This window comes from Streptomyces sp. NPDC056734, assembly GCF_042790455.1.
In the GTDB taxonomy this organism is placed as follows: Bacteria; Actinomycetota; Actinomycetes; order Streptomycetales; family Streptomycetaceae; genus Streptomyces.
This window is the reverse complement of the sequence record NZ_JBHTZD010000046.1, coordinates 1-21,365: the sequence shown is the minus strand read 5'-3', so window position 1 is coordinate 21,365 and position 21,365 is coordinate 1. Positions and strand designations below refer to the sequence as shown.

The following is a 21,365-nucleotide window of genomic DNA, read 5'->3' as shown; positions in this document are numbered from 1 at the left end:
CCCCGAGCGGTTACCCTGGCCCCGTCACGGGGCCGGTCCGAGCCGCCCTCCACCGCGTACCGGGAGGCTGTCGCCACATGCTCAGGCTGCTGATGTTTCTCGTGCCGCTGGCGCTGAGCGTCTACACGTTCATCGACTGCATCAGTACGAAGGACGAGGACATCCGGCACATGCCCAAGCCGCTCTGGGCGATCCTCGTTCTGGTGTTCCCGCTGGTCGGGTCGGTCTCCTGGCTGATCGCGGGCAAGAAGCGCTCCCCCGCCGCCGACGGCTGGTCCTCGGTCCGCTCCGGCGGCCGGTCCCGGTTCGTCGCGCCGGACGACAATCCGGAGTTCTTGAAGTCCCTGTCGGACGACAGTCAGCGCCGCGAGGACGCCGGCGAGAGCGACGCGAGCGACGAGAACCCCGGGAACGCCGGGAGCCCAGAGAATTCCGGGAACGACGGCGAGCGGGACGGCGACAAGGGCGAGGACCCCAAGGGCGTGTGACGCCCCGGGCGTGTCCGTGCCTGAGTCACCGCAGACGCGATGACGACAGGATCGACAGCAGGTGGGCCGGGACCATCACCCAGGTGATGGCGGCGATGGCCAGCAGGGCCCAGCGGGTGGCGTCCAAACCGCCGAGGGCGAGGTCCACGACCGCCGCCGCGAGCAGGACCAGGGACGCCTCGATGCCGTTCGTGACGCGGTGCAGCTTGAACGCGGCGGCCAGTCGGCGGGCCGTGGCCACACCCTGGGAGCGGGGGCGGGTGGCCTCGTCGTCGGCGACGGCCGTGAGCCCCCGGCGGGCGCGGGCCACGTCCACCAGGTCGGTGGACGCCTTCAGCAGCACCACGCCGAGCGCGGTGGCCAGGCCCAGGCACACCCAGGCGTCCAGCCCGGATTCGGCGGCCCGCAGACCCACGCCGACCATCAGCGCCGCGTCCGCGAGATAGGCGCCCAGCCGGTCGACGTAGATGCCGGTCGCGCTGTTCTGCCCCTTCCAGCGGGCCACCTCTCCGTCGACGCAGTCGAAGAGGAGGAACAGCTGCATGAGGACGACCGCGAGGACCGCGCCGGTCAGCCCGGGGATCAGCAGCGCCGCGCCGGAGGCGATGCCGCACCACACCATCGTCCAGGTCAGCTGGTCCGGGGTGATGGGGGTGCGCACCAGCTGCCGGGTCAGGCGCAGCGACAGACGGCGCATGTAGAGCCGTCCCGCCCAGTGCTCACCGTTGCGGCTGGCCAGCTTGGCCTGCGGCTGGCAGACCTCGCGGAGGTCCTCCAGGGCCGGGGCCGGGGCGAGGGCGGGAGCGGGGGCAGTCATGAACGATTCCTTTCGCCGATCCCAACTGCCCTTGACGCAGCGGTGATCGGCACAGGTTACCGAGGCCCCGTCAGCTCGCCCCCGGCGCCTCCGGCAGCGCGACGAGCCGCTCGAACCGGGCCCGCCAGCGTTGCTCGGACTCCCGCTCGCCGCGGAACTCGTGGGTGAAGCGCAGGGTGCTCGCGGTGGCGCCGTCCCGCTCCAGATGGAAGCGGAGCCGGCCGCCGGGCTCGACCGTGTACTCGGCGACCCGGTCCACGTCCCAGGCGGTCACCCGGCCGCCGCCGAGCCCGCGCAGGGCGACCGCGCCACCGAGGCGGGGTTCGAGGACCTCGACGTCGGTGAACCAGGCGCCGAGCCCCTCGGCGGTGGCCAGGGCGGGCCAGACGCTTTCCATGGGGCGCGGGAGGCGGACCAGGAAGTGGAGGATGTGGGTGTTTCGCTGGTGGTGGCGGCGGGGCGGGGTGGGGGTCTGGCTGTGGGGCTGGTCCGGGGGCGCAGTGTGGGGCTGCTCCTGCGGCTGGCTGAGGGGAGGGGTGCGGGGCTGGTCGGGGGGCTGGTGGTGAGGCGGGGTGTGGGGCTGGTCCGGGGGCTGGCCGCTGCCCTGCTCGGTGGGTCCGGTCATTACTACAGCGTGCCGCTTGGATTGCGATTCCGCCCACTGTAAGGCTGTTGACCTGGGGTTTTGATGTGCGGTCGGGTGGGGGCGGTGCGGCTCATGCGCCCGGGGCCGACGGCTGGTTGCGGGTGGCCCGTGGGAGGGGACCGGAGAGGCGGGCAGCCGGTGGCTGGAGGCCGGAGGCGGGCTGCCGGAAGCCCGAGGCAGGCGGCCGGTCGCCAGTGGCCATTGGTCGGCCGAACCGGGCTAGCCGACGGCCGGTGGCGGGCAGACGGAAGGCGGTGGCTGGTGGCGGGGAGCTGGCGGCCGGAAGGCCGGGGACAGGAAGCCGGGCGCCGGAGGCCGGAAACCCGAGGCAGGCCGCCGGTCGCCAGTAGCCGGTGGCGGGCAGCCGATGGCCAGGCCGGTGACGGGCAGCCAGTGGCGGACAACCGGAAGACGGCGGCCAGAGGCGGGCAGCTGGCGGCCGGAGGCCGGGGACAGGAAGCCAGGCGCCGGAGGCCGGAAACCCGAGGCGGGCCGCTGATGGCCGGAGGCCGGTGGCGGGCCGCCGGAAGACGGGGGCCGGGGACAGGTAGCTGGGCGTCGGAGGCCGGTTCACGCCGTTGGTTTTATCTCCCCGGCGAACACCACGATCTGGTCGATCTGATTGCGGCGCAGGTGTACGACGTCCGTGCCGGTCAGGCGGGGGCCGCCGGCCGGGGTGGTGAAGACCCATCGGTAGCGGGCCCATTCGTCGGGCATGTCCACCCCGGAGGCGCGGATCATGGTGCCGGTGCCCGCCGGGTGGTTGCGGATGTCCAGCACGAACCGCTCGACGGCCTCGATGCCCTCGCTGCGGCCCAGCGGACCCCACAGGGTCACGTCCGGGGTCAGCGCCTGGGCGAGCAGGCCGGTCACATAGCTGTCGTCGGAGGCGTTGAAGGCGGAGAGGAACGTGTCGATCGCGAACTGGGCGGTCTCTTCCTGCATGCCTTCAGTATGACCAGCCGCCTCCGACGAACACCGGTCGCCTTCCGCGGCCGGAAAACGGGGCGACCGTCAGAAGCCGATCGCCTGGAGCGCCCCGAGGCTCACGTCCGCGTAGGAGTGCTTGCCGGAGACGAAGATATTGACGCCGTAGTAGTTGAACAGCCAGCAGGCGAAGGCGATCAGGGCGAGGTAGGCGGCCTTGCGGCCCTTCCAGCCGGCGGTGGCGCGGGCGTGCAGATAGCCGGCGTAGGCGACCCAGGTGATGAAGGACCAGGTCTCCTTGGGGTCCCAGCCCCAGTAGCGGCCCCAGGCGTCACCGGCCCAGATCGCGCCCGCGATGATCGTGAACGTCCACAGCGGGAACACGGCGGCGTTGACGCGGTAGGCGAACTTGTCGAGGGAGGCGGCGGCGGGCAGCCGGTCAAGGAAGGAGCTGGCGAAGCGGCCGGGGGTACCGCCGCGGGCCAGCTTCGCCTCGTGGGAGTCGCGGAAGAGATAGAGCACGGTGGCGACCGCGCCGACGTAGAACACCGCGCCGCACAGGATCGCGGTCGAGACGTGGATGTACAGCCAGTAGGAGTGAAGAGCGGGAACCAATTGGTCACTGGCGGTGTACAGGACCGTGACGGCGAGACCGAGATCGAGGAGGACGACGGTGGTCAGGAAGAGACCCAGCCAGCGCACGTTCTGCTTGAGGGCGAGCAGCAGCAGATAGACCCCGACGGCCACGGTGGAGAAGGTGATGTTGAACTCGTACATGTTGCCCCACGGCGCCCGCTGCACGGACAGCGCGCGGGTGAGCACCCCGCCGAACTCCACGAGGAAGGCGACGACGGTGAGCGAGATGGCGATCCGCCCCCAGAGATCGCCCTTCTCGCTGCCCCCGTGGGCGCCCGGCCCGTCCGGCACGTCCCGCGCACCGGCCGCCGCCCGTACGACGACCTTGGGCCGCTCCAGCACGGCGGTCCCACCGGCCTTGCGCACGGTGACGGCGGGTGCCGCGGACTTGGTGGCGCCCTTGGCGGCGCCCCCGGCGGTGAGCGCGGCGGCCGTGCGGCCGACCTTGCTGCGGCTGCCGAGAAGCCACTCGGCGATATAGGCGAAGAAGGCCAGGGTGTAGACGGCCATCGCGGAGTAGATCAGCGTGTTGCTGATGCTCGCGAGGTTCTCGTTGGTCGCGGCGGCGAGCGTCACTTCTCAGCCCCTTCGGCAGGTACGGCGGGGTCGTGGGAGTCGGGGGTGGGCGTGGGGGTGGGCGTGGGGGTGCGGGTCGGGGTGGGTTCGGGGGTGGCGTCGGAATCCGGGTCGGGTTCAGGGGCGCCCGGGGCCTTGTCGTACAGCTGGTCGGCCAGTTGGCCGAGTTCCTCCGGTACCTTGGCGGACTCGCTGCGGCCGAGCCCGGCCATCTCCACGACGGTGACACCGTCGGCCCCCCGCACCGCCCGCACCCACACCCGGCGGCGCTGGACGAACAGGGAGGCGGCGAGGCCGAAGATGGCGGCGATGGATCCGCCCAGGGCCCAGCCGCTGCCGGGCTGCTGGGCGATCTGGAAACCGGCCCACTCCTGGACGCCCTCGAAGGTGACCGAACCGGCCCCGTCCGGCAGCGTCATGGTGTCGCCGAGCGCCAGACTCTGCTTGAACAGCTCGCCCTCGGAGTCCTTGAACTCCTCCATGTTGGTCTGGTCGAGCCGGTAGATGCTCTGCGGGATGCCCGAGTCCACACCGAGGTCGCCGTGGTAGGCGGACAGCGCCAGGCGCGGATCCAGCAGCGCCGGGAACTGGGAGACCATCGTGCCCTGGCCCTCACCGGCGTAGGTGGGCACGAAGAAGGCGTTGAAGCCGAGCTGTTCCCGCTCGCCGTCGGCGTTGCGGTAGCCGTCCATGACCTTGATCGCGCCGGAGGAGGTGACAAAGCCGTCGAGCGGCAGCAGGGCCACGGGCTCCTTGTCCATGACGACCTTGCCCTCACCGTCGCGGACGGTCACGATCGGCGCGTAGCCGTGGCTGACCAGGTAGACCTTGGAGTCGCCGATCGCCAGCGGCTCATTGACCTTGATGGTCCTGGTCTGTTCCGCGCCATAGGCGCCGACGCTGTAGGTGAGGGTCGCCTCGTAGGTGCGGGGGGTACCGCGGTTGGGGCCGGTGGGCTCGTAGGTGGCGCGGAAGTCGTTGAGGGTGAAGCTGAAGGGGTCCAGGTCGTCCTGGCTGAAGAGGTTGCCGGACTTGAAGTCGTCGTACTGGGTGAGGGTGTTGGCGAACCCGTCGCCCTCCAGGACCAGCTTGTTGCCCTCGGACTTGAACAGCTGGCCCCAGGCGAAGGCGATCAGCATCACGACCAGCGCGATATGGAAGGCCAGATTGCCCAGTTCCCGCAGATAGCCCTTCTCACCGGCGATGGCGTCCCCGGCGGCATGGGCCCGGAAGCGGCTGCGCTTGAGCACCCCGAGCGCGGCCTCGCGGACCTCCTCCGGGGCGGCCTCGGTGCGCCAGGTGGTGTAGGCGGGCAGCCGGGTGAGCCGCTTGGGGGCGCCCGGCGGGCGGCTGCGCAGCTGGCCGACGAACTGCCAGGTGCGCGGGACGATACAGCCGATGAGGGAGACGAACAGCAGGAGGTAGATCGCCGAGAACCACACCGAACTGTAGACATTGAAGAGGCCGAGCTTGTCGTAGATCGGCGCGAGCGTCGTGTGCCGCTCGCGGAAGTCGTCGACGAGGGTGATGTCGATGCCGGTCTGCGGGATCAGCGAGCCGGGCACGGCGGCGAGCGACAGCAGCAGCAGCAGCAGCAGCGCGACCCGCATCGAGGTCAGCTGCCGCCAGAACCAGCGGAACCAGCCGACGACGCCGAGGGAGGGCAGGTTGGGCGCGTCCTCGCGGGGTGCGGTGGACAGCCGGCTGCCCGCGGCACCGAGTTCGGCGTCCTCGGCCGCCTGTCCCTTCTTGGGCTGGTCGGGTGCGGCCTTGTCGGAGGCGCCGGTCTTGGTGTCGCTCATCGGTCGATTCCCCACAGAGAGGCCGGGGTCAAAGGTGCCGGGGGTGCGGCGGCCGGGGCTTTGGACCCCGGTGCCGAAACCGTCGTATCAGATGCGGGTGCGGTGGTCGTCGTACGGGATGCGGGGGCGGTGGTCGTCGTACGGGATCCGCATCTCAGGGCCGTCGACGGGGACGCCGGAGGTGGCGCGGGCGACGAAGGGTCTGCGCCTGGTGCTGTCCTGTGGTCGCTGTCGTTCATCGGTCAGATCCCCACGGTGAAGCCGTTGGACCAGGTCTGCATCTGCTGGACGAGGGTGTCCCAGACGCCGGTCAGCAGGAGCAGGCCGGTCGCGATCATCATGATGCCGCCGATCCGCATCACCCAGACATAGTGGCGCTTGACCCAGCCGAAGGCGCCGAGGGCCCGGCGGAAGGCGATCGCGGCGAGGACGAAGGGCAGGCCGAGGCCGAGGCAGTAGGCGATGGTCAGGATGGCGCCACGGCCCGCGCTGCCCTGCTCGGAGGAGAGGATCAGTACGGAGGAGAGGGTGGGGCCGATGCAGGGTGTCCAGCCGACGCCGAACAGCGCGCCGAGCAGCGGGGCGCCGGCCAGGCCGGTGACGGGCCGCCGGTGGAGGCGGAACTCGCGCCGGCTGAGCCAGGGCATCAGGCCCATGAAGAAGACGCCCATGACGATCATGATCACGCCGAGGATCTTGGTGAGAACGCCCTGGTTCTCCTGGAGGGTCTGCCCGAAGTACCCGAACAGCGCGCCGGTCGAGACGAACACGGCGGTGAAGCCGAGCACGAAGAGGGAGGCCCCGGCGACCATCCGCCCCCGGCGGGCCTCGGCGAGATCGGTGCCGGTGACTCCGGTGACGTAGGAGAGATAGCCGGGGACCAGCGGGAGGACGCAGGGGGAGAAGAAGGAGATGAGGCCGCCGAGCAGGGCGATGGGGAGGGCGACGAGCAGGGCGCCGTTGAGGACGGTGTCGTTGATGCCGGTGGTGGCGGCGAGGTCGAGGGAGCCGCTCGCGGCCAGGCTGGACATTCCCGGCAGGCCGGATACGCCGGACGATCCGGTCATATCACTTCTCCGCCAGCACCGGGGCGAGCATCTTGCGGAGCTTCTCCTCGCTGAGCGCCTGGAGGGTGCGCGCGGCGATTCTGCCCTCCCGGTCGATGATCAGCGTGGAGGGGATGGCCTGGGGATTGAGGGTGCCCTCCTCGAAGCGGAGCATCAGCTTCCCGGTCGGGTCGTACAGACTCGGGTAGCTGATCCCGAACTCCTCCTCGAAGGCGAGGGCGAGGCCGGTGGAGCCGTCGCGGGTGTTGATGCCGATGAACTGGACACCCTGGTCCTTGACGTCCTGGTAGACCTTCTCGAAGTTCTTCGCCTCGGCCCGGCAGGGCGGGCACCAGGAGCCCCAGATGTTCAGGACGACGACCTGACCCTCGTAGTCGGCGACGTCCGCCGTCTCGCCGTCCACGGTCGGGCCGGACAGGTCGGGGACGGCGGCGCGCTCCGCCGGTTCGACGGTGGCGATGCCGTCGGAGCCGGTGATGTAGCCGGTGCCGCCGCCTCCGCCGGACGTCCCGCCGGAGCTGCACGCGGTGGCGAGCAGCGCGACCGTGGCGGCGCCTGCCCCCAGGGCGGCGCGGCGGCGGATGGGGGTGGCGGAGCGGTTCGCGCGCGGGGAGGCGGGGCTGGCGGCACTCATGTGAAAAGTTTCGCATGTCCGTTCCGGGGATCTTGGGCACCCCCCTCGGGACCGGAAACCCCCATTTCAGGCGGCGTTCTCCGACTCGGTCGCGCCCGCCCCGCCGCCGAGGAACCCGCTCCATCCGCCGGTCGGCGCCTGGCCCACGCCCAGGGTCCGGAGCCGCTCCAGCACCTCCGGCTTCTGCACGTCCAGCCAGTCCACGAACTGACGGAAGGAGACCAGCCGGACGTCCTCGCCCTTCTCCTTCTCGCGGGCGACGCGCTTGAGGGCCTCCTCGACGGCGTCCATGTAGATGCCGCCGTTCCACTGCTCGAAGTGGTTGCCGACGAAGAAGGGTGCCCGATTTGTCTCGTATGCCCGCTCGAAGCCGGCGATGTAGGCCCTGGTCGCCTGCTTGCGCCAGCCGGGGTGGTTGTGCGCGGGAGCGTTGGTGGAGTTGACGGACTGGTTGGCGAGGATGTTGTAGTCCATGGCGAGCACCTCGAAGCCGCGCCCCGGGAACGGAATCTGCTGCAACGGCAGATCCCATACGCCCTTGCGCTTGGCCGGCCACACCTGGAGCCCGCCGGGCGAGGAGGCGTCGTAGCGCCATCCCAGTTCACGGGCGGTGGGCAGCAGATTGTCCTGGCCGAGCAGACAGGGCGTACGGCCGCCGACGAGTTCCTTGTCGTAGTCGAAGGGCAGGGACGGCAGGTCGGTCCATCCGCTATTGGTGCGCCACTCCTTCACGAAGGACTTCGCCTGGTCTATCTCGCTGCGCCACTGCTGCGGGGTCCAGTTGCCGACCGAGCCGGAGCCGGCGCAGAAGTGCCCGTTGAAGTGGGTGCCTATCTCATGTCCGTCGAGCCAGGCGCGGCGGACGTTGGTGAGGGTGTCCTTGATGTGGGCGTCGGTGAGATAGCCGATGTCGGAGGCGCCGCGCGGGTTGTTCGGGGGGTTGTACAGCCGCTTCTTCGACTCGGGGAGCAGATACACCCCGGAGAGGAAGAAGGTCATGTGGGCGCCGTGTTCCTCGGCGAGGTCGAGGAAGCGGGGGAAGAGGCCGTTGCCGACCTCGCCGGCCCCGTCCCAGGAGAAGACGACGAACTGCGGCGGGGTCTCCCCCGGTTCCAGCGGCCGGGGCGCCTCGGGCTGGTGGGGCTGCTTGCCGGTGAAGGCGGTCGAGCCGTCGCCGATCGGCTTGGCGGCGGGGGTGGGGCTGCCGTCGCCGCTGCCGCGGCTGTTCCCGTTGCCGTTGCCGTTCCCGGAACCGGATGGGCGGCTCGCCCCGTCCGACTGGGTACCGCACGCGGAGAGCCCGACAGCGGCGGCGGCCCCGGCGCCCAGCCCGAGCGCTCCCCTGCGGCTGATGCGGCTGCTTCGGCTGATGCGGCTGCTGTTGCTGTTGCTGTTGCGGCTGATGGCACCTCTGCGACCGGCGTCGTTCGTCAGCCGGTCGCGATCGATCTGAGGCATGGCTTCCCCGTCCCCTGAGGCCCTGTGGTGGTCACCCAGTCAGAGGGCGGCAGGAACGGGGAGGTTCCTCATATAAGTGAAGGTTTGCAAACAAATGCAACGAAACCGTCACGGAGGGGGCGAGGAGGAACCCGGGGCGGTCAGGCCCCGAAAGCCTTGTCCTTCCCCTTCACCGGCCTGGCGCCCGCCCGCAGATGCAACGGCACCAGATCCAGTGCGGGCTCGCTGTACCCGACGGACACGATCCGGTCCCCGTCGTAGGTGAAGGACGTCAGGGAGGCGAGGGTGCACTGCCGCCGCCGCGGGTCGTGCCACAGCCGCCGCCGCTCGACGTAGGACCGCACGATCCAGATCGGCAGCTGATGGCTGACCAGCACGGCCTCGTGCCCGCGCGCCGCTTGCCTGGCGGCGTCCAGCGCCCCCATCATCCGCACGACCTGATCGATGTACGGCTCTCCCCAGGACGGGCGGAACGGGTTGAACAGGTGCTTCCAGTTCTCCGGGCGGCGTAGCGCGCCGTCGCCGACGCCGAAGGTCTTGCCCTGGAAGACATTGCCCGCCTCGATGAGCCGGACGTCGGTCGCCAGGTCGAGCCCGTGGGTCTTGGCGATCGGGGTGGCCGTCTCGTGGGCGCGCTCCAGGGGCGAGGCGACGACGTGGGTGATGTCACGGTCGGCGAGGTGCTCGGCGATCCGGTCGGCCATCCGGACGCCCAGCTCGGAGAGGTGGTAGCCGGGCAGCCGCCCGTAGAGGATGCCGTCCGGGTTGGCCACCTCGCCGTGCCGCATGAGGTGGACGACGGTGAGGTCGGGGTGGGGGCGGGGGTGGGCGCCGGTGCCGGTGCCGGTGCCCGTGCCGGTTGGTGGAGTGGGGTCGGGGGTGGGCGGGGTGTGGTCGGGGGTGCGTGGGGTGTGGTCGTACGTCATGCCGCCGTGGCCTCCGCAGCCGCTCGGGCCGCCGCCGGGAGGGCGTCGGCGATCCGCTGCACGGCGCGGTCGTCGTGCGCGGTGGAGACGAACCAGGACTCGAAGGACGAGGGCGGCAGATAGACGCCGTTCGCGAGCAGCGAGTGGAAGAACGCGTTGTAGCGGAAGGACTCCTGCCCGCGCGCGTCCTCGTAGGTGCGCACCTCGCGGCTGGTGAAGAAGACGGAGAACATGCTGGAGGCGGTCTGGATCCGGTGGGCGATGCCTTCTTTGTTCAGCGCCTCGGCGACCAGGCCCTGGATCTGGGCGGAGACGGCGTCCAGGGTGTCGTACGCGCGCGCGTCGAGCAGGCGCAGCTGGGCGAGTCCGGCGGCGGTGGCGACGGGGTTCCCGGAGAGGGTGCCGGCCTGGTAGACGGGTCCGGCCGGGGCGAGGTGGCCCATGACATCGGCGCGTCCGCCGAACGCGGCGGCGGGAAACCCGCCCCCCATGACCTTCCCGAAGGTCAGGAGATCCGGGACGACCCCATCGATCCCGTACCACCCGGCCCGGCTGGTCCGGAACCCCGTCATGACCTCGTCGGAGATGTAGAGGGCGCCGTTTCGGGCGCAGGCGTCCTTGAGTCCCTGGTTGAAGCCGGGCAGTGGCGGTACGACGCCCATGTTGCCGGGGGACGCCTCGGTGATCACACAGGCGATGTCGCCCGGGTGGGCGTGGAAGGCGGCCTGGACTGCTTCGAGGTCGTTGTACGGCAGCACGATCGTGTCGGCGGCCTGGGCGCCCGTGACGCCGGGGGTGTCGGGGAGCGCGAAGGTGGCGACGCCGGAGCCGGCGGCGGCGAGGAGGGCGTCGACGTGCCCGTGGTAGCAGCCGGCGAACTTGATCACCTTGGTGCGGCCGGTGAAGCCACGGGCGAGCCGGATGGCGGACATGGTCGCCTCGGTCCCGCTGGAGACCAGCCGCACCTGCTCCAGCGGCGCGACCCGCGCGACCATCTCCTCGGCCAGCGCGACCTCGCCCTCACCGGGCGTGCCGAAGGAGGTGCCGTGGGCGACGGCGGCCTGGACGGCGGCGATCACCTCGGGGTGCGCGTGCCCGAGGATCATCGGTCCCCAGGAGCAGACGAGATCGACGTACTCCCGCCCGTCGGCGTCCGTGAGGTACGGCCCGGTGCCGGACACCATGAACCGGGGCGTGCCGCCGACCGCGCGGAAAGCACGGACCGGCGAGTTCACGCCGCCGGGCGTGACGGCCTCCGCGCGGTCGAACAGCGCCTGCGAGGCGGGTGCATCGTAGGGATAGGGCGGTTCGCTCTTGACGCTCATGACGCTCATGGCCTTGCGACTTCTCCGACTTCTCCGACTTCTCGGACTCCTGGGGCAGTGTTGTCCTCAGGGTAGGACAGGGGGGTGGGGACGGCGGTGGGGCGGTGGGGCGGTGGGGCGGGATGGAGGTGGGGGGAGTGGGGGTGGGGGGAGTGGGGTGGGGGCGCGGGAGAGGGCATCATGGAGCCCCGGAGCCTCGGGCGGGCGCGCGGGCAGGGCCTCGCGCGGCGCAGACCGATGGCCCTTTCTCCGCCATCTGCGAAAATGGGCGTGATACACACAGCTCCCGGAGCCGTATGGAACGGTGGCTGTGAAGAACCCGCGGACAGGTGTTTCACCGCACGTTTCGGCGGGCGGCCGTGGGGGAGGTCACTGAGACGATGATCGGGTTGCGCGGCCGGGGTCGGGCGTCCTAGAAAAGCAGTCGGGTGGAGATATGCATCGCGGTGGCGGACTGGGCGAGGGGACTGATGACCTGGGTCCTCGGCGTGCCCGGCGGGGAAGGCACCGGCGCGACGCGGAGGAAGCCGCCGAAACACGTCAGACACAGGGTGCGCCGAACGAGCCGGAGCCGGTCGAGCGCCGGTTGGACGGTCTGCGGGCCGGGAGCAGGAATGGTGGTCGGGTGGGGGTGACGTACAAGTACTTCGGCGCGCCGGACGGCGCGACCGCGGCCCGGGTCCCGATCTCGATGCGCCCCGAGGAACTCGGCGGCGACGAACTCGGGATGAACGGCATGTTCACCAAGATCAAGCCGGAGACGATGGCCGCGATGGTCCTCACCGGCATCGAGGGCGTCCCCCTCCACAAGGTCCCGCCCCTCGAACTCGTCGTCCTCCACCCCGACTACGCGGTCGTCAAACTCCCCATGACCGTGGTCGACCCCCTGCGCGGCATCGGCGAGGAGACGGTCGGCGCGGCGGCGTTCATCTGGTCGACGGTCCCGGATCGCGGGGGGCCGCGGGATGCGTTCAATGTGTATCAACTGCTGCATGAGTGGCAGGACTTCTCACATCGGTTGCATGAGGCGGGGCATCAGCCGTATTGCTTGGTGTGGCCCTGAGCTGGGGGTTCGCTGATTTCGGGCGGGGTTTCACGACCCCGCCCTCGTCATGTGCGGACAGGGCCGTCAGGCCGCCAGTGCACATTGGTTTCGCCGGGGGTGCGGATGTGCCCCCGGGTGGCGGGCGGGTACGGGTCTCGCTGGACGGCAGCAGGTGTGTGTACGTCCGTGGGGTGAAGCCGGGGTCTGTATGGCCGAGGTACTCGGAGAGCGCCTTGATGCTCTCCCCCGCGTCGAGGAGCACGGAGGCGTAGGCGTGGCGGAGGGCGTGCATCCCGTCCTCCGGGGCCGCGCCGAGGATGCTGGAGAGGATGTCGAAGATGCCCTCGATCGTGGACACTTCGAGGCCGCTGTCCTGAAGCGTCCGAATCCATCCCTGGATGACTGAGGGCTGGTTGAGGGACCGCGGCTCGCGTCGACCGAGGTGTTCGACGATGTGGTTGCGGACGGTGGGCCACAGGTGCCGGCCGAGGGCGGTGAGGGTGTCGCCGATGTGCTCGGCGAGGGCGTTGTCGTCGCCGGCCAGGTGGCGTGGGGTGACCCAGTACACCGGGGCCGGGGAGTTCGGGAGGTCGTCTACGTTGACATGCCCGCACGCGGTGTTCCAGTCGTTGCGGGATCTTTCCCGTCTGCCCTGTGAGAACTGATGAATCCGAGACCGTGCGGGGCAACGACCGCCCCTGTTCCGGTCGCGGTGCAGCCGGTGCTCACCTGTTCCCTTGTTCCTTGGCGAGAGTCGATGCCTTCCCCACTGCGGCGTGGACCGAGTCTTCTCCTGGGAACGGGCGGCGCGACCTCATCGTGGCGGCGACGGTCGCCCTGGCGACGTCGCCGGGTGATCCCCGCAAGCACTTGGTGCCGGGGCTGAAGCACATGGTCCGGCGGGCGGGCCAGCGCTGCCGAGCCGGCCGGACGCGGATGGCTCGCGCCGTCACTTGCGCGGGTGACGGCGCGCCCTGGGCATCAGCGAGTACCGCTTCCCCGGTTGCGTTCGACCCAGCGTGTGTAGTCGGTCTGCTGTGCCGCCCGCTGTTGCGGTGTGTAGCCGTGTGCGGCGTCGAGTGCGTCCGAGACGTGGTCGATGACGGAGGTGTCCCCGTCGGCGGACCAGAAGAACGATCCGGTCCGGCGGACCAGGACGTCCGCGACGGTCATGGCCATCTCGTGGTGGACGGCGTGCTCGATCTCCGCCCTGGTGAGGACCGAGTCATTGATGGTGACGCCGTCCTTCGGGTTCCGGGTCGCCGCGGCGGCCAGTCCGGTGGCGTTTCCGCCGTAGCGGCGCAGCCATCGTTGCCCGGTCTGCGGTGTGACGGGTGCCGAGGCCAGGTCCTGCCGGGCGCGGAAGATCTCGCCGGCCGCGCCACCGGAGATCGCCGTGCGGCCGGTGGTGGACGGGGGCAGCCCGCGGATTCCGTGACGGTCGCGCAGTTGTCCGGCGACGAGGTCGACGATCTGCGCGCCCATGAGGCGGGCGGTGGTCAGCTTGCCGCCCGCGGCGGTGATCATGCCGCCGGGCCCTGTCGTGAGGGTGTGCTCGCGGGACGCGGCCGAGTTGGACGTGCCCGGGGCGGGGGCGATCAGGGGGCGCAGTCCGGCCCAGGAGGCGACGATGTGGCTGGTGTCGACGTGGGCGCCGGGCAGGGTGTGGTTGGCGGCCTCCAGGAGGTAGGCGAAGTCCTCCTCGGTGCCGACCACGTCGTCGAGGGAGCCGGTGAAGTCGGTGTCGGTGGTGCCGACGTAGACGTGCCGGCCGTCGCCCGCGGGGGTGGGCCATACGACGCGGGAGTCCGAGGGGGAGCGCAGGAACACGGCGGTGTGCAGGGGGAAGTCCTCGGTGCGCAGCACGATGTGCACGCCCTTGGTGGGGCGCAGGGTGGGGTGCTCGGGGGGCTGTTCCAAGCCGAGTACCCGGTCGACCCAGGGGCCCGCCGCGTTGACGACGGTCTTGGCGCGGACGGTGAGGTGCTCGCCGGTGAGCCGGTCGGTGAGTTCCGCGCCCGCGATCCGGCCGTGTTCGTGGATGAGGGCGGTGACCTCTCGGTGGTTGGACAGCAGCGCCCCCGCCCGGGACGCCGACTCCAGGACGTCCAGGACCAGCCGGGCGTCGTCGGTGAGGGCGTCGTGGTAGAGGCCGCCGCCCTTGAGTCCGTGCGGGTTGAGGTGCGGTTCACGGCGCAGTACGGCGTCCCGGCCCAGCATGCGGTGGCGTCGTTTCAGCGGGGCGCGGGAGAAGGCGTCGTAGAAGGTGAGGCCCAGGTTGAGCAGGGCGCGGCCTTCGGGGTAGCCGTCGTAGACGAGGTAGAGGAATGGTTGGAGGTCGGCCAGGTGTGGGGCGATGCGCATCATGACCTCGCGTTCGCGGACCGATTCGTTGACCATCCTGAACTGGTACGTCTGGAGGTATCGCAGGCCGCCGTGGATGAGTTTCGAGGATCGGCTGGAGGTGCCGGAGGCGAAGTCGTCGCGGTCGACCAGGACCACCGAGAGTCCGCGCAGGGCCGCGTCCCGTGCGACGGAGGCGCCGGTGATGCCTCCGCCGATGATGAGGACGTCGGCCTCGGCAGGCAGATCGGATGCGGTGAAGCGCTTCATGGCTGGATCGCCCATCCCTTCGCGCGCTCGACGGCACGCTGCCATTGGGTGTAGTTGGCCTCGCGGGACGCGTCGTCCATGGCCGGGGTGAAAACGGCGTCGTCGTCGGTCTCCCGGAAGCAGTCCTGGGGGTCGGACCAGATGCCGACGCCCAGTCCGGCCAGGTAGGCGGCTCCGGTCGCCGTCGCTTCGACGTTGGCGGGGCGGTGGATGGTGGCGCCGAGCATGTCGGCCTGGAACTGGAGCAGGAAGTCGTTGGCGGAGGCGCCCCCGTCGGCGCGCATCGTCGTCACGGCCCGGCCGGACTCCTCCGACATGAGTTCGATGAAATCCTTGATGGAGTAGACGATTCCCTCCAGCGCGGCGCGGGCGAGGTGGCCGCGGGTGGTGCCGGGGGTGAGGCCGATGAGCAGGCCGCGTGCGCTGGAGTCCCAGGACGGTGCGCCGAGTCCGGTCAGGGCGGGGACGAAGTAGACGCCGTTGTTGTCCTGGACACCGCGGGCCAGTTCCTCGGTCTCGGCCGCGTCGGTGAGCAGTTCGGCTCCGTCCCGCAGCCACTGGACGGCGGAGCCGGTGACCGGGGCGTAGCCCTCCAGCCCGTAGGTGGTGATGCCGTCGCGTCGCCAGGCGACGATGGTGCTGAGCCCGTGCTGGGAGATGACGGGTTCGGTGCCGGTGTTCACGTCGAGGAAGGTGCCGGTGCCGTGGGTGGTCTTGGCGTCGCCGGGGCGCAGGCAGCCCTGTCCGAACAGCGCGGCGGACTGGTCGGCGATGGCCGCGGTGATGGGGATCTCGGCGCCGATGACCGAGGCGTCGGTGGTGCCGATGGGCCCGGAGTCGTCGACGACCTCGGGGAAGAGGCTCAGCGGGAGTCCGAGGGCGCCGAGCCAGTCCTTGTACCAGGAGCCGGCGAGCAGGTCGTAGGCGCCGGTGACGGCGGCGTTCGACGCGCTGATGGCGTGCACCGCGCCACCGGTGAGCCGGTGGATGAGCCAGGAGTCGATGGTGCCGAAGGCCAGTTCGCCGGCCTCGGCCCGCCGGGCGAGGTCCCGGTCGTTCTCCAGCATCCAGCACAGGGACAGGGAGGAGTAGACCGGCGCCAGCGTCCAGCCGGTGCGGGCCTGTACGGTCCGGCCCCACTCGGGCTGGAGGTTGGCGGCCATCGTGGCGGTGCGCAGGTCCTGCCAGACGATGGCCGGGGCGACGGCCTCGCCGGTGGTCCGGTCCCACAGGACGGTCGTGGCGCGCTGGTTGGTGATGCCGACCGCGGAGAGGGCGGCCGGGTCGGTGCCGTCGGTGCGCAGGGCTTCGGTGATGCGGGCCGAGGTGAGCTGCCAGATCTCCTCGGGGTCGTGCTCGACCCGGTCCGCCGCCGGGTGGTGCTGGGTGAACTCGCTGTAGGCGCGGCTGCGGATGGCGCCGGTGCCGTCGAACACCAGGGCACGGGTGCCGGTGGTGCCCTCGTCGATGACAAGGAGACGGGATGCGTTACTCATCGTTGAGCTCCAGATCCTGGGGGTGCGCCGCCGCCGGGCGGCAAGGGTGGAGGAGGAGGGGGCCGGGGATTGAGGGTCAGAGACCGTGATTTCCGGGTGGCGAACGGTCAGAGACCGGGCATTCCGGGTGGACGAGGGTCAGAGAGACCGGGCTTTCCGGTTGGCGGACGGACGGTCAGAGACCGAGCTTTCCGGGGTTGAGGACGGCGTCCGGGTCCAGCGCGTGCTTGAGCTTGCGCAGGACCAGGTGGGCCGAGCCCAGCGAGCGGCGCGAGTACGGCGAGCGGGCCAGGCCACCGCCGTGGTGGTGGGACAACTCGGCGCCGTGGTCGAGGCAGACCGCCATGGCGGTCGACCAGATCTTCTCCAGCCGCTCGGTGGCGGCGGCGTCGTCCTGCGCGTGGCCGAGGAGGATGAGGTACATCGACGTGCCCTGGGTGTACACGTGGGAGAAGTGCGCGAGTACCTCGTCCGCGAGCGGGGCCAGGGCCGACTTCATGGCGTCGTACAGGCCCTCGATGTGCCGCCAGGTGTGGGCGACCTCGATGGTCTCGGCATAGCCGCCGGGGGTCTTGAGGTAGTTCTCGACGGTGGAGAAGTCGAAGCGCCGGTCCATCCAGGCGGCGGCCGGTTCCGGGCCCAGTGCCGTCGCGCCGTGGGCGGTGGCGATGTCGGTCAGTACCTGGAGTTCGGCGGCCGAGACGGCCGGTTCGCCTTCGGTGCCGGCGAACAGCACCGGGTGGCCGACGGTCGGGTCGGCCATGGCGTGGCGTGCCTCGTCGGTGTCGTACAGGCGCAGCAGGAACGGTCGCAGACCTACGGCGGCCTGTTCGCGCATCACGGCGAGGCCGGCGGCGACGTCGGGCAGCCGGAACGCCTGCACCCGCTGGTCGGACGGGATCGGAATGATCTTGTAGGTCACCTGGGTGATCACGCCGAGTGTTCCTTCGGAGCCGAGGAACAGCTGCCGCAGGTCGGGGCCCATGGCCGCCCTGGGCGACGCCTTCAGCTCGGCCACCTCCCCGGTCGCCAGCACCACGCGGTAGCCGACGACCAGGTCCTCGATGCCGCCGTACCGGGAGGAGAACTGGCCGGTGGCGAGGGTGGCGAGCCATCCGCCGACCGAGGAGCGATAGAGGGACTGCGGGGAGAAGCGGGTGGTCCAGCCCGCCGCGTTGAGCGCGTCCTCCAGTTCGCCGCCGTTGTTGCCCGCGGGGGCCGTCACCGTCATGTCGGTCTCGTCGACGACATGGGGCCCGACCAGCCCGGACACATCGAGGACGATGCCTCCACGGGTCGGCAGCGGCTGTCCGGTCACCGACGAGCCCAGGGCGCGGGTCGTCACCGGGGTGCCCGTGGTGCCCGCGGCGCGCAGAACGGCCACGACCTCCTGCTCGGTGCGGGCCCTGACGACCACCTGCGCCGGGTACGGGTGCTTGTCCTGGAGGTCCCACTTGGTGGACACCGGCCAGGTGTCGTGGCTCGTGGCCGCCAGGACCGCCGGATCCGTGCTGACCGCGTCGGGCCCGAGGGCCTCGGTGAGCAGTTCCACGACGGTAGAGATGTCAGACACGCTCTGTCCTTCTGTCGATGAGTGGGGGTGAGGGGGGTGAGGGGGTGAGGGGCCTCCCGAACCACGTCCGCGCTGTCAGGTCAGCACGGCTGCCGCGGTGAGGGCGACCGGGGTCATGACGGCGATCGCGACCGCCGGCGGGTCTATGTGAGTGTCGCCGTGGATGAGGACCAGTCTCGAAGCCGCCTCGCCGACGAGGGCGGTCACCAGTCCGGCCAGCGCGCCGATCCACACCGAGGAGAACGCCAGACCGGCCGCGGCGGCGACCGCGGTGATGTGGTGGGTCACGGGTACGGCTACGGGCGTGGCCAGGAAGATCAGGGAGAGGGCGGAGACACCGAAGGCGAGGACCCCGGCGGCGACGCCGAGTGCCGGGTCGGTCTTCACCAGGGCGACCGCCGACCAGGAGGCGAGGAATCCGACACCGACGCCGAGGAGGCCGTTCATCAGCGGGGTTTCCTGCCACTTGAGCCACACCGCCTTCTCCGTGGTGCGGAACCGGGCGCGCAGACCGGTCGCGTCCGTCCTGCCGAACAGCCCCGTACGGCCGAAGACCAGGCGGACGACGATCGCGGAGACGACGACGGTGATGGCCGTGGTGTTGGTGTGCGTGAGCATCCAGTCGTTCGTGTTCAGGGCGCTCTGCACGACGAGGCCGAACACACCGAAGACCGCGCCGACGACCAGGGTCAGCGGGTCCGCCAGGCCGACCATCCCGGACACGATGTCGCGCCCGTCGGCCTTGCCCCTGCGGGCCGCGTAGGCGACCGCGGCGATGGCGCCGGCGAAGGCGATGTGCGGTCCGAACCACTCGCCGAGAGCGACATGCTCAAGGAACCAGGGGTTCCCGGCGCCGATCACGGCACCGACGCCGACCAGGATCGCCAGCCCGCACAGTACGAATGCCGCCAGCGCGCCGATGGCCGCGGCGAACAGACCGCCTGCCGCGGCGGCGGCGATTGACTCCAGCGTGAGGTTCATCCGTCTTCCCGTCCGAAAGGCGACGCACCCGACGTCGCTTCTCCAGAATACTCCGTTTTTGGAGTACTCAAATTTTGGAGCGACAGTACGGCGGCGCCCGAGCGCTGTCAATGGGTTCCTGTAACGTGATCCACCGGGTTCGTCCGGCTCGGCCGGATCGCGGGAAGAGCGCCGCGCAGCCCGCGGCCGAGGGCAGAGAGAGGGACCACACCTGTGAGCGACCGGACGGGTTCTCTCACTCCCCCGGCGGCGCAGCGGCCACTGGACCAGGCCGTGAGGGCGATCGTGGCCGATGCGCTCCGGGCCGGTGTCGGGGCTTCACTGCCGACCAACAGCCACTATCTGCGCACGCTGGGTGCCAGCGCCGGAACGGTCCAGCGCGCGATGAAGCTCCTCGCGGATCAGCAGGCGCTCACGGTGACCTCGCGAGGCCATCTCGGCCGCACCCTGGACTCACTCGACATCGGCGCGGCCTGGCACCTGGCGGGACTCACGCCCCTGCGGCTGCTCTTCCCGCCCGGCGGCCCGGTGGAGATCGATGTCCTCACCGAGGCCCTCGCAGGTGAGCTGACCACGCTGGGTGTTCCCCACACCGTTCACCACCAACGGGGCGCCGCCCGCCGCATCGACGCCATCGTCGCCGGGGACTACGACCTCGCGGTCGTCTCGGCGGGCACCCTCGATGACGCCGCCCGACGGCTGGAGGCGGCACCGACGCTCGTTCTGCCCCCCGGCACCTACTACGCCCCGCGCCGGCTCGTCTCCGTCACCAGGACAGCCGACCCGGAACCCGGGCCGGGCGCGCGGGTCGCCATCGACCGCGACTCACCCGACCACGTCCTGCTGACCGAGTCCGCCTATCCGCCCGGCCACGGATACGTCTACGTGCCCTGCAAGTTCCCCGAGGTCCCGGCGGCGGTGCTGCGCGGTGAGGTCGACGCCGGCGTCTGGCACCTCAGCCACACCGTCATCCCCCTTGACCTCGCGGGGCTGAGCTGCACCGACCTGGAGGACCTGCCCACTGCCACGGCATGGCGGGACCTGTCCGCCGCCGCCCTCGTCGGATGGCCGCAACGCGGCGAACTCACCGCCGTCCTGGCCGCGATCAGGCTGCCCACCCTCGTCCAGGCGCAACAGCGGCAGCTCGGCCAGGAGCCCTGACCCGGACCGCGATGAGCATGAGGGGTGAGGGTGGACGCGGTCGGCGCTGGGAACATCCCTGCGAGCTGGAGCCGGCCCTGCCCGCAACGGAAATGGACTGAGTGGCCGATCCTCTCAGGGAAGGGTGTGAGTGTGACGTGCTGGACCGGCTCGCGGCGGCCATCGACCGCCACTGTGTGGGGCTGCGCTCGGACACCGAGGTCCCCCGGCTCTCCCTGGTCGCGGCCGACGCACCCGTCGAGCCCGCCGACCTGCTGTACGAGCCGATGATCTGCTTCGTCGCCGAGGGCGCGAAACGCACCACCTCGGGAGAGCTCAGCCAGGTCGCACACGCCGGCGACATGCTCCTCACCACGGTCGACCTGCCCGTCACCGCCGACCTGACGAAGACGCCCTACCGGTCCGCCATCATGCGACTCGACGGCCAGGCGCTCACCGACCTGCTCATCGAACTGGACGAGACCGGCCCGGCCACCCCGTCGCCCGCGGCAGGGCAGGTCAGGGCCCCGATGACACCGGAACTCGTCGAAGCGGTCACGCGCTGGGCCGAACTCCTCGACACCCCTGAGGACATCCGGCCGCTCGCCCCCCGCACCGAGAGCGAGATCCTCTACCGGCTGCTGCGCGGCTCTCTGGGCGCCGTCCTGGGTCAGTGGTCGCTGGCCGACTCGGCCACCAGCCGGGTGCGCCAGGTGGCCCGGTGGATCTGCGAGCGCTACACCGAGCCGCTCAGCATCGACGCGATCGCCGCCGTCGCGCACATGAGCCCCGCGAGCCTGCACCGGCACTTCACGGCGGCCACGGGCATGAGCCCGCTCAGGTATCAGAAACAGCTGCGGTTGCAGGTGGCCCGGCGGCGGCTGGCCGCGGGCGACGCCACCGCGGCCCAGGTCGCGCAGGCGGTCGGATACGTGAGCGCCACCCAGTTCAGCCGCGAGTACCGCAGTGCCTACGGCCTGCCGCCCGGACAGGACGCGGCCCGGCTCCGCGCCCGGCTCGACCACACCAGCGCCACCGCGATCCGGCGGGCCTGACAGCAACACGGCAGGCATCACGAGGCCCGGCGGGCATGACGACGAACTCCCCCTCCCGCCGTAGCGGGAAGGGGAGTTGGTGTGCGTCACGGAGGGTGTCCAGGTCGTCCGGGGCTTCGAGGGCATAGGGGGTGCGCGGACGACCTGGACGTCGAAGGGC

Annotated in this window: 18 protein-coding genes and 1 pseudogene; 4 read left to right on the top strand and 15 right to left on the bottom strand. The window is 70.9% G+C overall.

What is annotated here, in order from left to right; genetic code table 11:
• Positions 1-77: 77 nt before the first annotated feature.
• On the top strand, positions 78-488 hold the full coding sequence (locus ACFRFC_RS37590) for a PLD nuclease N-terminal domain-containing protein (protein ID WP_382680247.1): 411 nt from the start codon (positions 78-80) through the stop codon (positions 486-488).
• A gap of 25 nt (positions 489-513) precedes the next feature.
• On the opposite strand, the gene ACFRFC_RS37585 is transcribed toward ACFRFC_RS37590, so the two are convergent.
• From ACFRFC_RS37585 to hemL, 10 genes are all read right to left on the bottom strand, one after another.
• Complete coding sequence (locus ACFRFC_RS37585; protein WP_382680246.1) at positions 514-1,305, bottom strand: CDP-alcohol phosphatidyltransferase family protein; 792 nt, start codon at positions 1,303-1,305, stop codon at positions 514-516.
• 70 nt (positions 1,306-1,375) lie between these two features.
• Positions 1,376-1,930 carry a hypothetical protein gene (locus ACFRFC_RS37580; protein WP_382680245.1) on the bottom strand — a complete coding sequence of 185 codons (555 nt, stop codon included), beginning with the start codon at positions 1,928-1,930 and terminating at the stop codon, positions 1,376-1,378.
• 591 nt (positions 1,931-2,521) lie between these two features.
• Positions 2,522-2,896 carry a nuclear transport factor 2 family protein gene (locus ACFRFC_RS37575; RefSeq protein ID WP_382680244.1) on the bottom strand — a complete coding sequence of 125 codons (375 nt, stop codon included), beginning with the start codon at positions 2,894-2,896 and terminating at the stop codon, positions 2,522-2,524.
• Positions 2,897-2,965: 69 nt separating this feature from the next.
• Entirely contained in the window at positions 2,966-4,090 is a 1,125-nt protein-coding gene (ccsB, locus tag ACFRFC_RS37570) for a c-type cytochrome biogenesis protein CcsB (RefSeq protein WP_382680243.1), read from the bottom strand.
• Entirely contained in the window at positions 4,087-5,892 is a 1,806-nt protein-coding gene (locus ACFRFC_RS37565) for a cytochrome c biogenesis protein ResB (protein WP_382680242.1), read from the bottom strand. The genes ccsB and ACFRFC_RS37565 overlap by 4 nt, the downstream gene beginning before the upstream one ends.
• Positions 5,893-6,134: 242 nt before the next feature.
• Positions 6,135-6,923 (bottom strand): cytochrome c biogenesis CcdA family protein, encoded by a 789-nt coding sequence (locus ACFRFC_RS37560; RefSeq protein WP_382680603.1) that lies wholly within the window; start codon positions 6,921-6,923, stop codon positions 6,135-6,137.
• A gap of 37 nt (positions 6,924-6,960) precedes the next feature.
• On the bottom strand, positions 6,961-7,593 hold the full coding sequence (locus ACFRFC_RS37555; RefSeq protein ID WP_382680241.1) for a TlpA family protein disulfide reductase: 633 nt from the start codon (positions 7,591-7,593) through the stop codon (positions 6,961-6,963).
• 66 nt (positions 7,594-7,659) lie between these two features.
• Positions 7,660-9,051, bottom strand: coding sequence for a hypothetical protein (locus tag ACFRFC_RS37550; RefSeq protein ID WP_382680240.1), 1,392 nt, complete (start codon positions 9,049-9,051; stop codon positions 7,660-7,662).
• A 140-nt stretch (positions 9,052-9,191) separates the two neighbouring features.
• Entirely contained in the window at positions 9,192-9,839 is a 648-nt protein-coding gene (locus ACFRFC_RS37545) for a histidine phosphatase family protein (protein ID WP_382680602.1), read from the bottom strand.
• A gap of 134 nt (positions 9,840-9,973) precedes the next feature.
• Positions 9,974-11,302, bottom strand: a complete 1,329-nt coding sequence (gene hemL, locus ACFRFC_RS37540) for a glutamate-1-semialdehyde 2,1-aminomutase (protein WP_382680601.1) — start codon at positions 11,300-11,302, stop codon at positions 9,974-9,976.
• Between the two features lie 436 nt (positions 11,303-11,738).
• On the opposite strand from hemL, the gene ACFRFC_RS37535 reads away from it, so the two are divergent.
• A complete protein-coding gene (locus ACFRFC_RS37535; RefSeq protein WP_382680239.1) occupies positions 11,739-12,365 on the top strand; it encodes a hypothetical protein in 627 nt (208 codons plus the stop codon).
• A 79-nt stretch (positions 12,366-12,444) separates the two neighbouring features.
• Here ACFRFC_RS37535 and ACFRFC_RS37530 read toward each other — a convergent pair.
• The 5 genes and pseudogenes from ACFRFC_RS37530 to ACFRFC_RS37510 all read right to left on the bottom strand — a co-directional run.
• Positions 12,445-12,816 (bottom strand): annotated as a pseudogene (locus tag ACFRFC_RS37530) (tyrosine-type recombinase/integrase); the annotation flags it as partial.
• Between the two features lie 512 nt (positions 12,817-13,328).
• Positions 13,329-14,960, bottom strand: a complete 1,632-nt coding sequence (locus tag ACFRFC_RS37525; RefSeq protein ID WP_382680238.1) for an FAD-dependent oxidoreductase — start codon at positions 14,958-14,960, stop codon at positions 13,329-13,331.
• A complete protein-coding gene (locus tag ACFRFC_RS37520) occupies positions 14,957-16,456 on the bottom strand; it encodes an FGGY family carbohydrate kinase (RefSeq protein ID WP_382680237.1) in 1,500 nt (499 codons plus the stop codon). The genes ACFRFC_RS37525 and ACFRFC_RS37520 overlap by 4 nt, the downstream gene beginning before the upstream one ends.
• Positions 16,457-16,631: 175 nt before the next feature.
• Complete coding sequence (locus ACFRFC_RS37515; protein WP_382680236.1) at positions 16,632-18,029, bottom strand: FAD-binding oxidoreductase; 1,398 nt, start codon at positions 18,027-18,029, stop codon at positions 16,632-16,634.
• A 75-nt stretch (positions 18,030-18,104) separates the two neighbouring features.
• Positions 18,105-19,010 (bottom strand): hypothetical protein, encoded by a 906-nt coding sequence (locus ACFRFC_RS37510; RefSeq protein WP_382680235.1) that lies wholly within the window; start codon positions 19,008-19,010, stop codon positions 18,105-18,107.
• Positions 19,011-19,223: 213 nt separating this feature from the next.
• Between ACFRFC_RS37510 and ACFRFC_RS37505 the strand changes: the two genes are divergently transcribed.
• Together ACFRFC_RS37505 and ACFRFC_RS37500 are read left to right on the top strand one after the other, a co-directional pair.
• Positions 19,224-20,171, top strand: a complete 948-nt coding sequence (locus ACFRFC_RS37505) for a YhfZ family protein (RefSeq protein ID WP_382680234.1) — start codon at positions 19,224-19,226, stop codon at positions 20,169-20,171.
• A gap of 137 nt (positions 20,172-20,308) precedes the next feature.
• Entirely contained in the window at positions 20,309-21,205 is an 897-nt protein-coding gene (locus ACFRFC_RS37500) for an AraC family transcriptional regulator N-terminal domain-containing protein (protein WP_382680233.1), read from the top strand.
• The last annotated feature ends 160 nt before the right edge of the window (positions 21,206-21,365 follow it).

Excerpts from the sequence above, each read along its gene's own strand:
- ACFRFC_RS37535 (WP_382680239.1), top strand. The coding sequence starts at position 11,739 with ATGCATCGCGGTGGCGGACTGGGCGAGGGGACTGATGACCTGGGTCCT.
- ACFRFC_RS37545 (WP_382680602.1), bottom strand. The coding sequence starts at position 9,839 with ATGCGGCACGGCGAGGTGGCCAACCCGGACGGCATCCTCTACGGGCGG.
- ACFRFC_RS37510 (WP_382680235.1), bottom strand. The coding sequence starts at position 19,010 with ATGAACCTCACGCTGGAGTCAATCGCCGCCGCCGCGGCAGGCGGTCTG.
- ACFRFC_RS37585 (WP_382680246.1), bottom strand. The coding sequence starts at position 1,305 with ATGACTGCCCCCGCTCCCGCCCTCGCCCCGGCCCCGGCCCTGGAGGAC.
- hemL (WP_382680601.1), bottom strand. The coding sequence starts at position 11,302 with ATGAGCGTCAAGAGCGAACCGCCCTATCCCTACGATGCACCCGCCTCG.
- ACFRFC_RS37560 (WP_382680603.1), bottom strand. The coding sequence starts at position 6,923 with ATGTCCAGCCTGGCCGCGAGCGGCTCCCTCGACCTCGCCGCCACCACC.
- ACFRFC_RS37565 (WP_382680242.1), bottom strand. The coding sequence starts at position 5,892 with ATGAGCGACACCAAGACCGGCGCCTCCGACAAGGCCGCACCCGACCAG.
- ACFRFC_RS37575 (WP_382680244.1), bottom strand. The coding sequence starts at position 2,896 with ATGCAGGAAGAGACCGCCCAGTTCGCGATCGACACGTTCCTCTCCGCC.
- ACFRFC_RS37555 (WP_382680241.1), bottom strand. The coding sequence starts at position 7,593 with ATGAGTGCCGCCAGCCCCGCCTCCCCGCGCGCGAACCGCTCCGCCACC.
- ACFRFC_RS37550 (WP_382680240.1), bottom strand. The coding sequence starts at position 9,051 with ATGCCTCAGATCGATCGCGACCGGCTGACGAACGACGCCGGTCGCAGA.
- ACFRFC_RS37590 (WP_382680247.1), top strand. The coding sequence starts at position 78 with ATGCTCAGGCTGCTGATGTTTCTCGTGCCGCTGGCGCTGAGCGTCTAC.
- ACFRFC_RS37525 (WP_382680238.1), bottom strand. The coding sequence starts at position 14,960 with ATGAAGCGCTTCACCGCATCCGATCTGCCTGCCGAGGCCGACGTCCTC.
- ACFRFC_RS37580 (WP_382680245.1), bottom strand. The coding sequence starts at position 1,930 with ATGACCGGACCCACCGAGCAGGGCAGCGGCCAGCCCCCGGACCAGCCC.
- ACFRFC_RS37520 (WP_382680237.1), bottom strand. The coding sequence starts at position 16,456 with ATGAGTAACGCATCCCGTCTCCTTGTCATCGACGAGGGCACCACCGGC.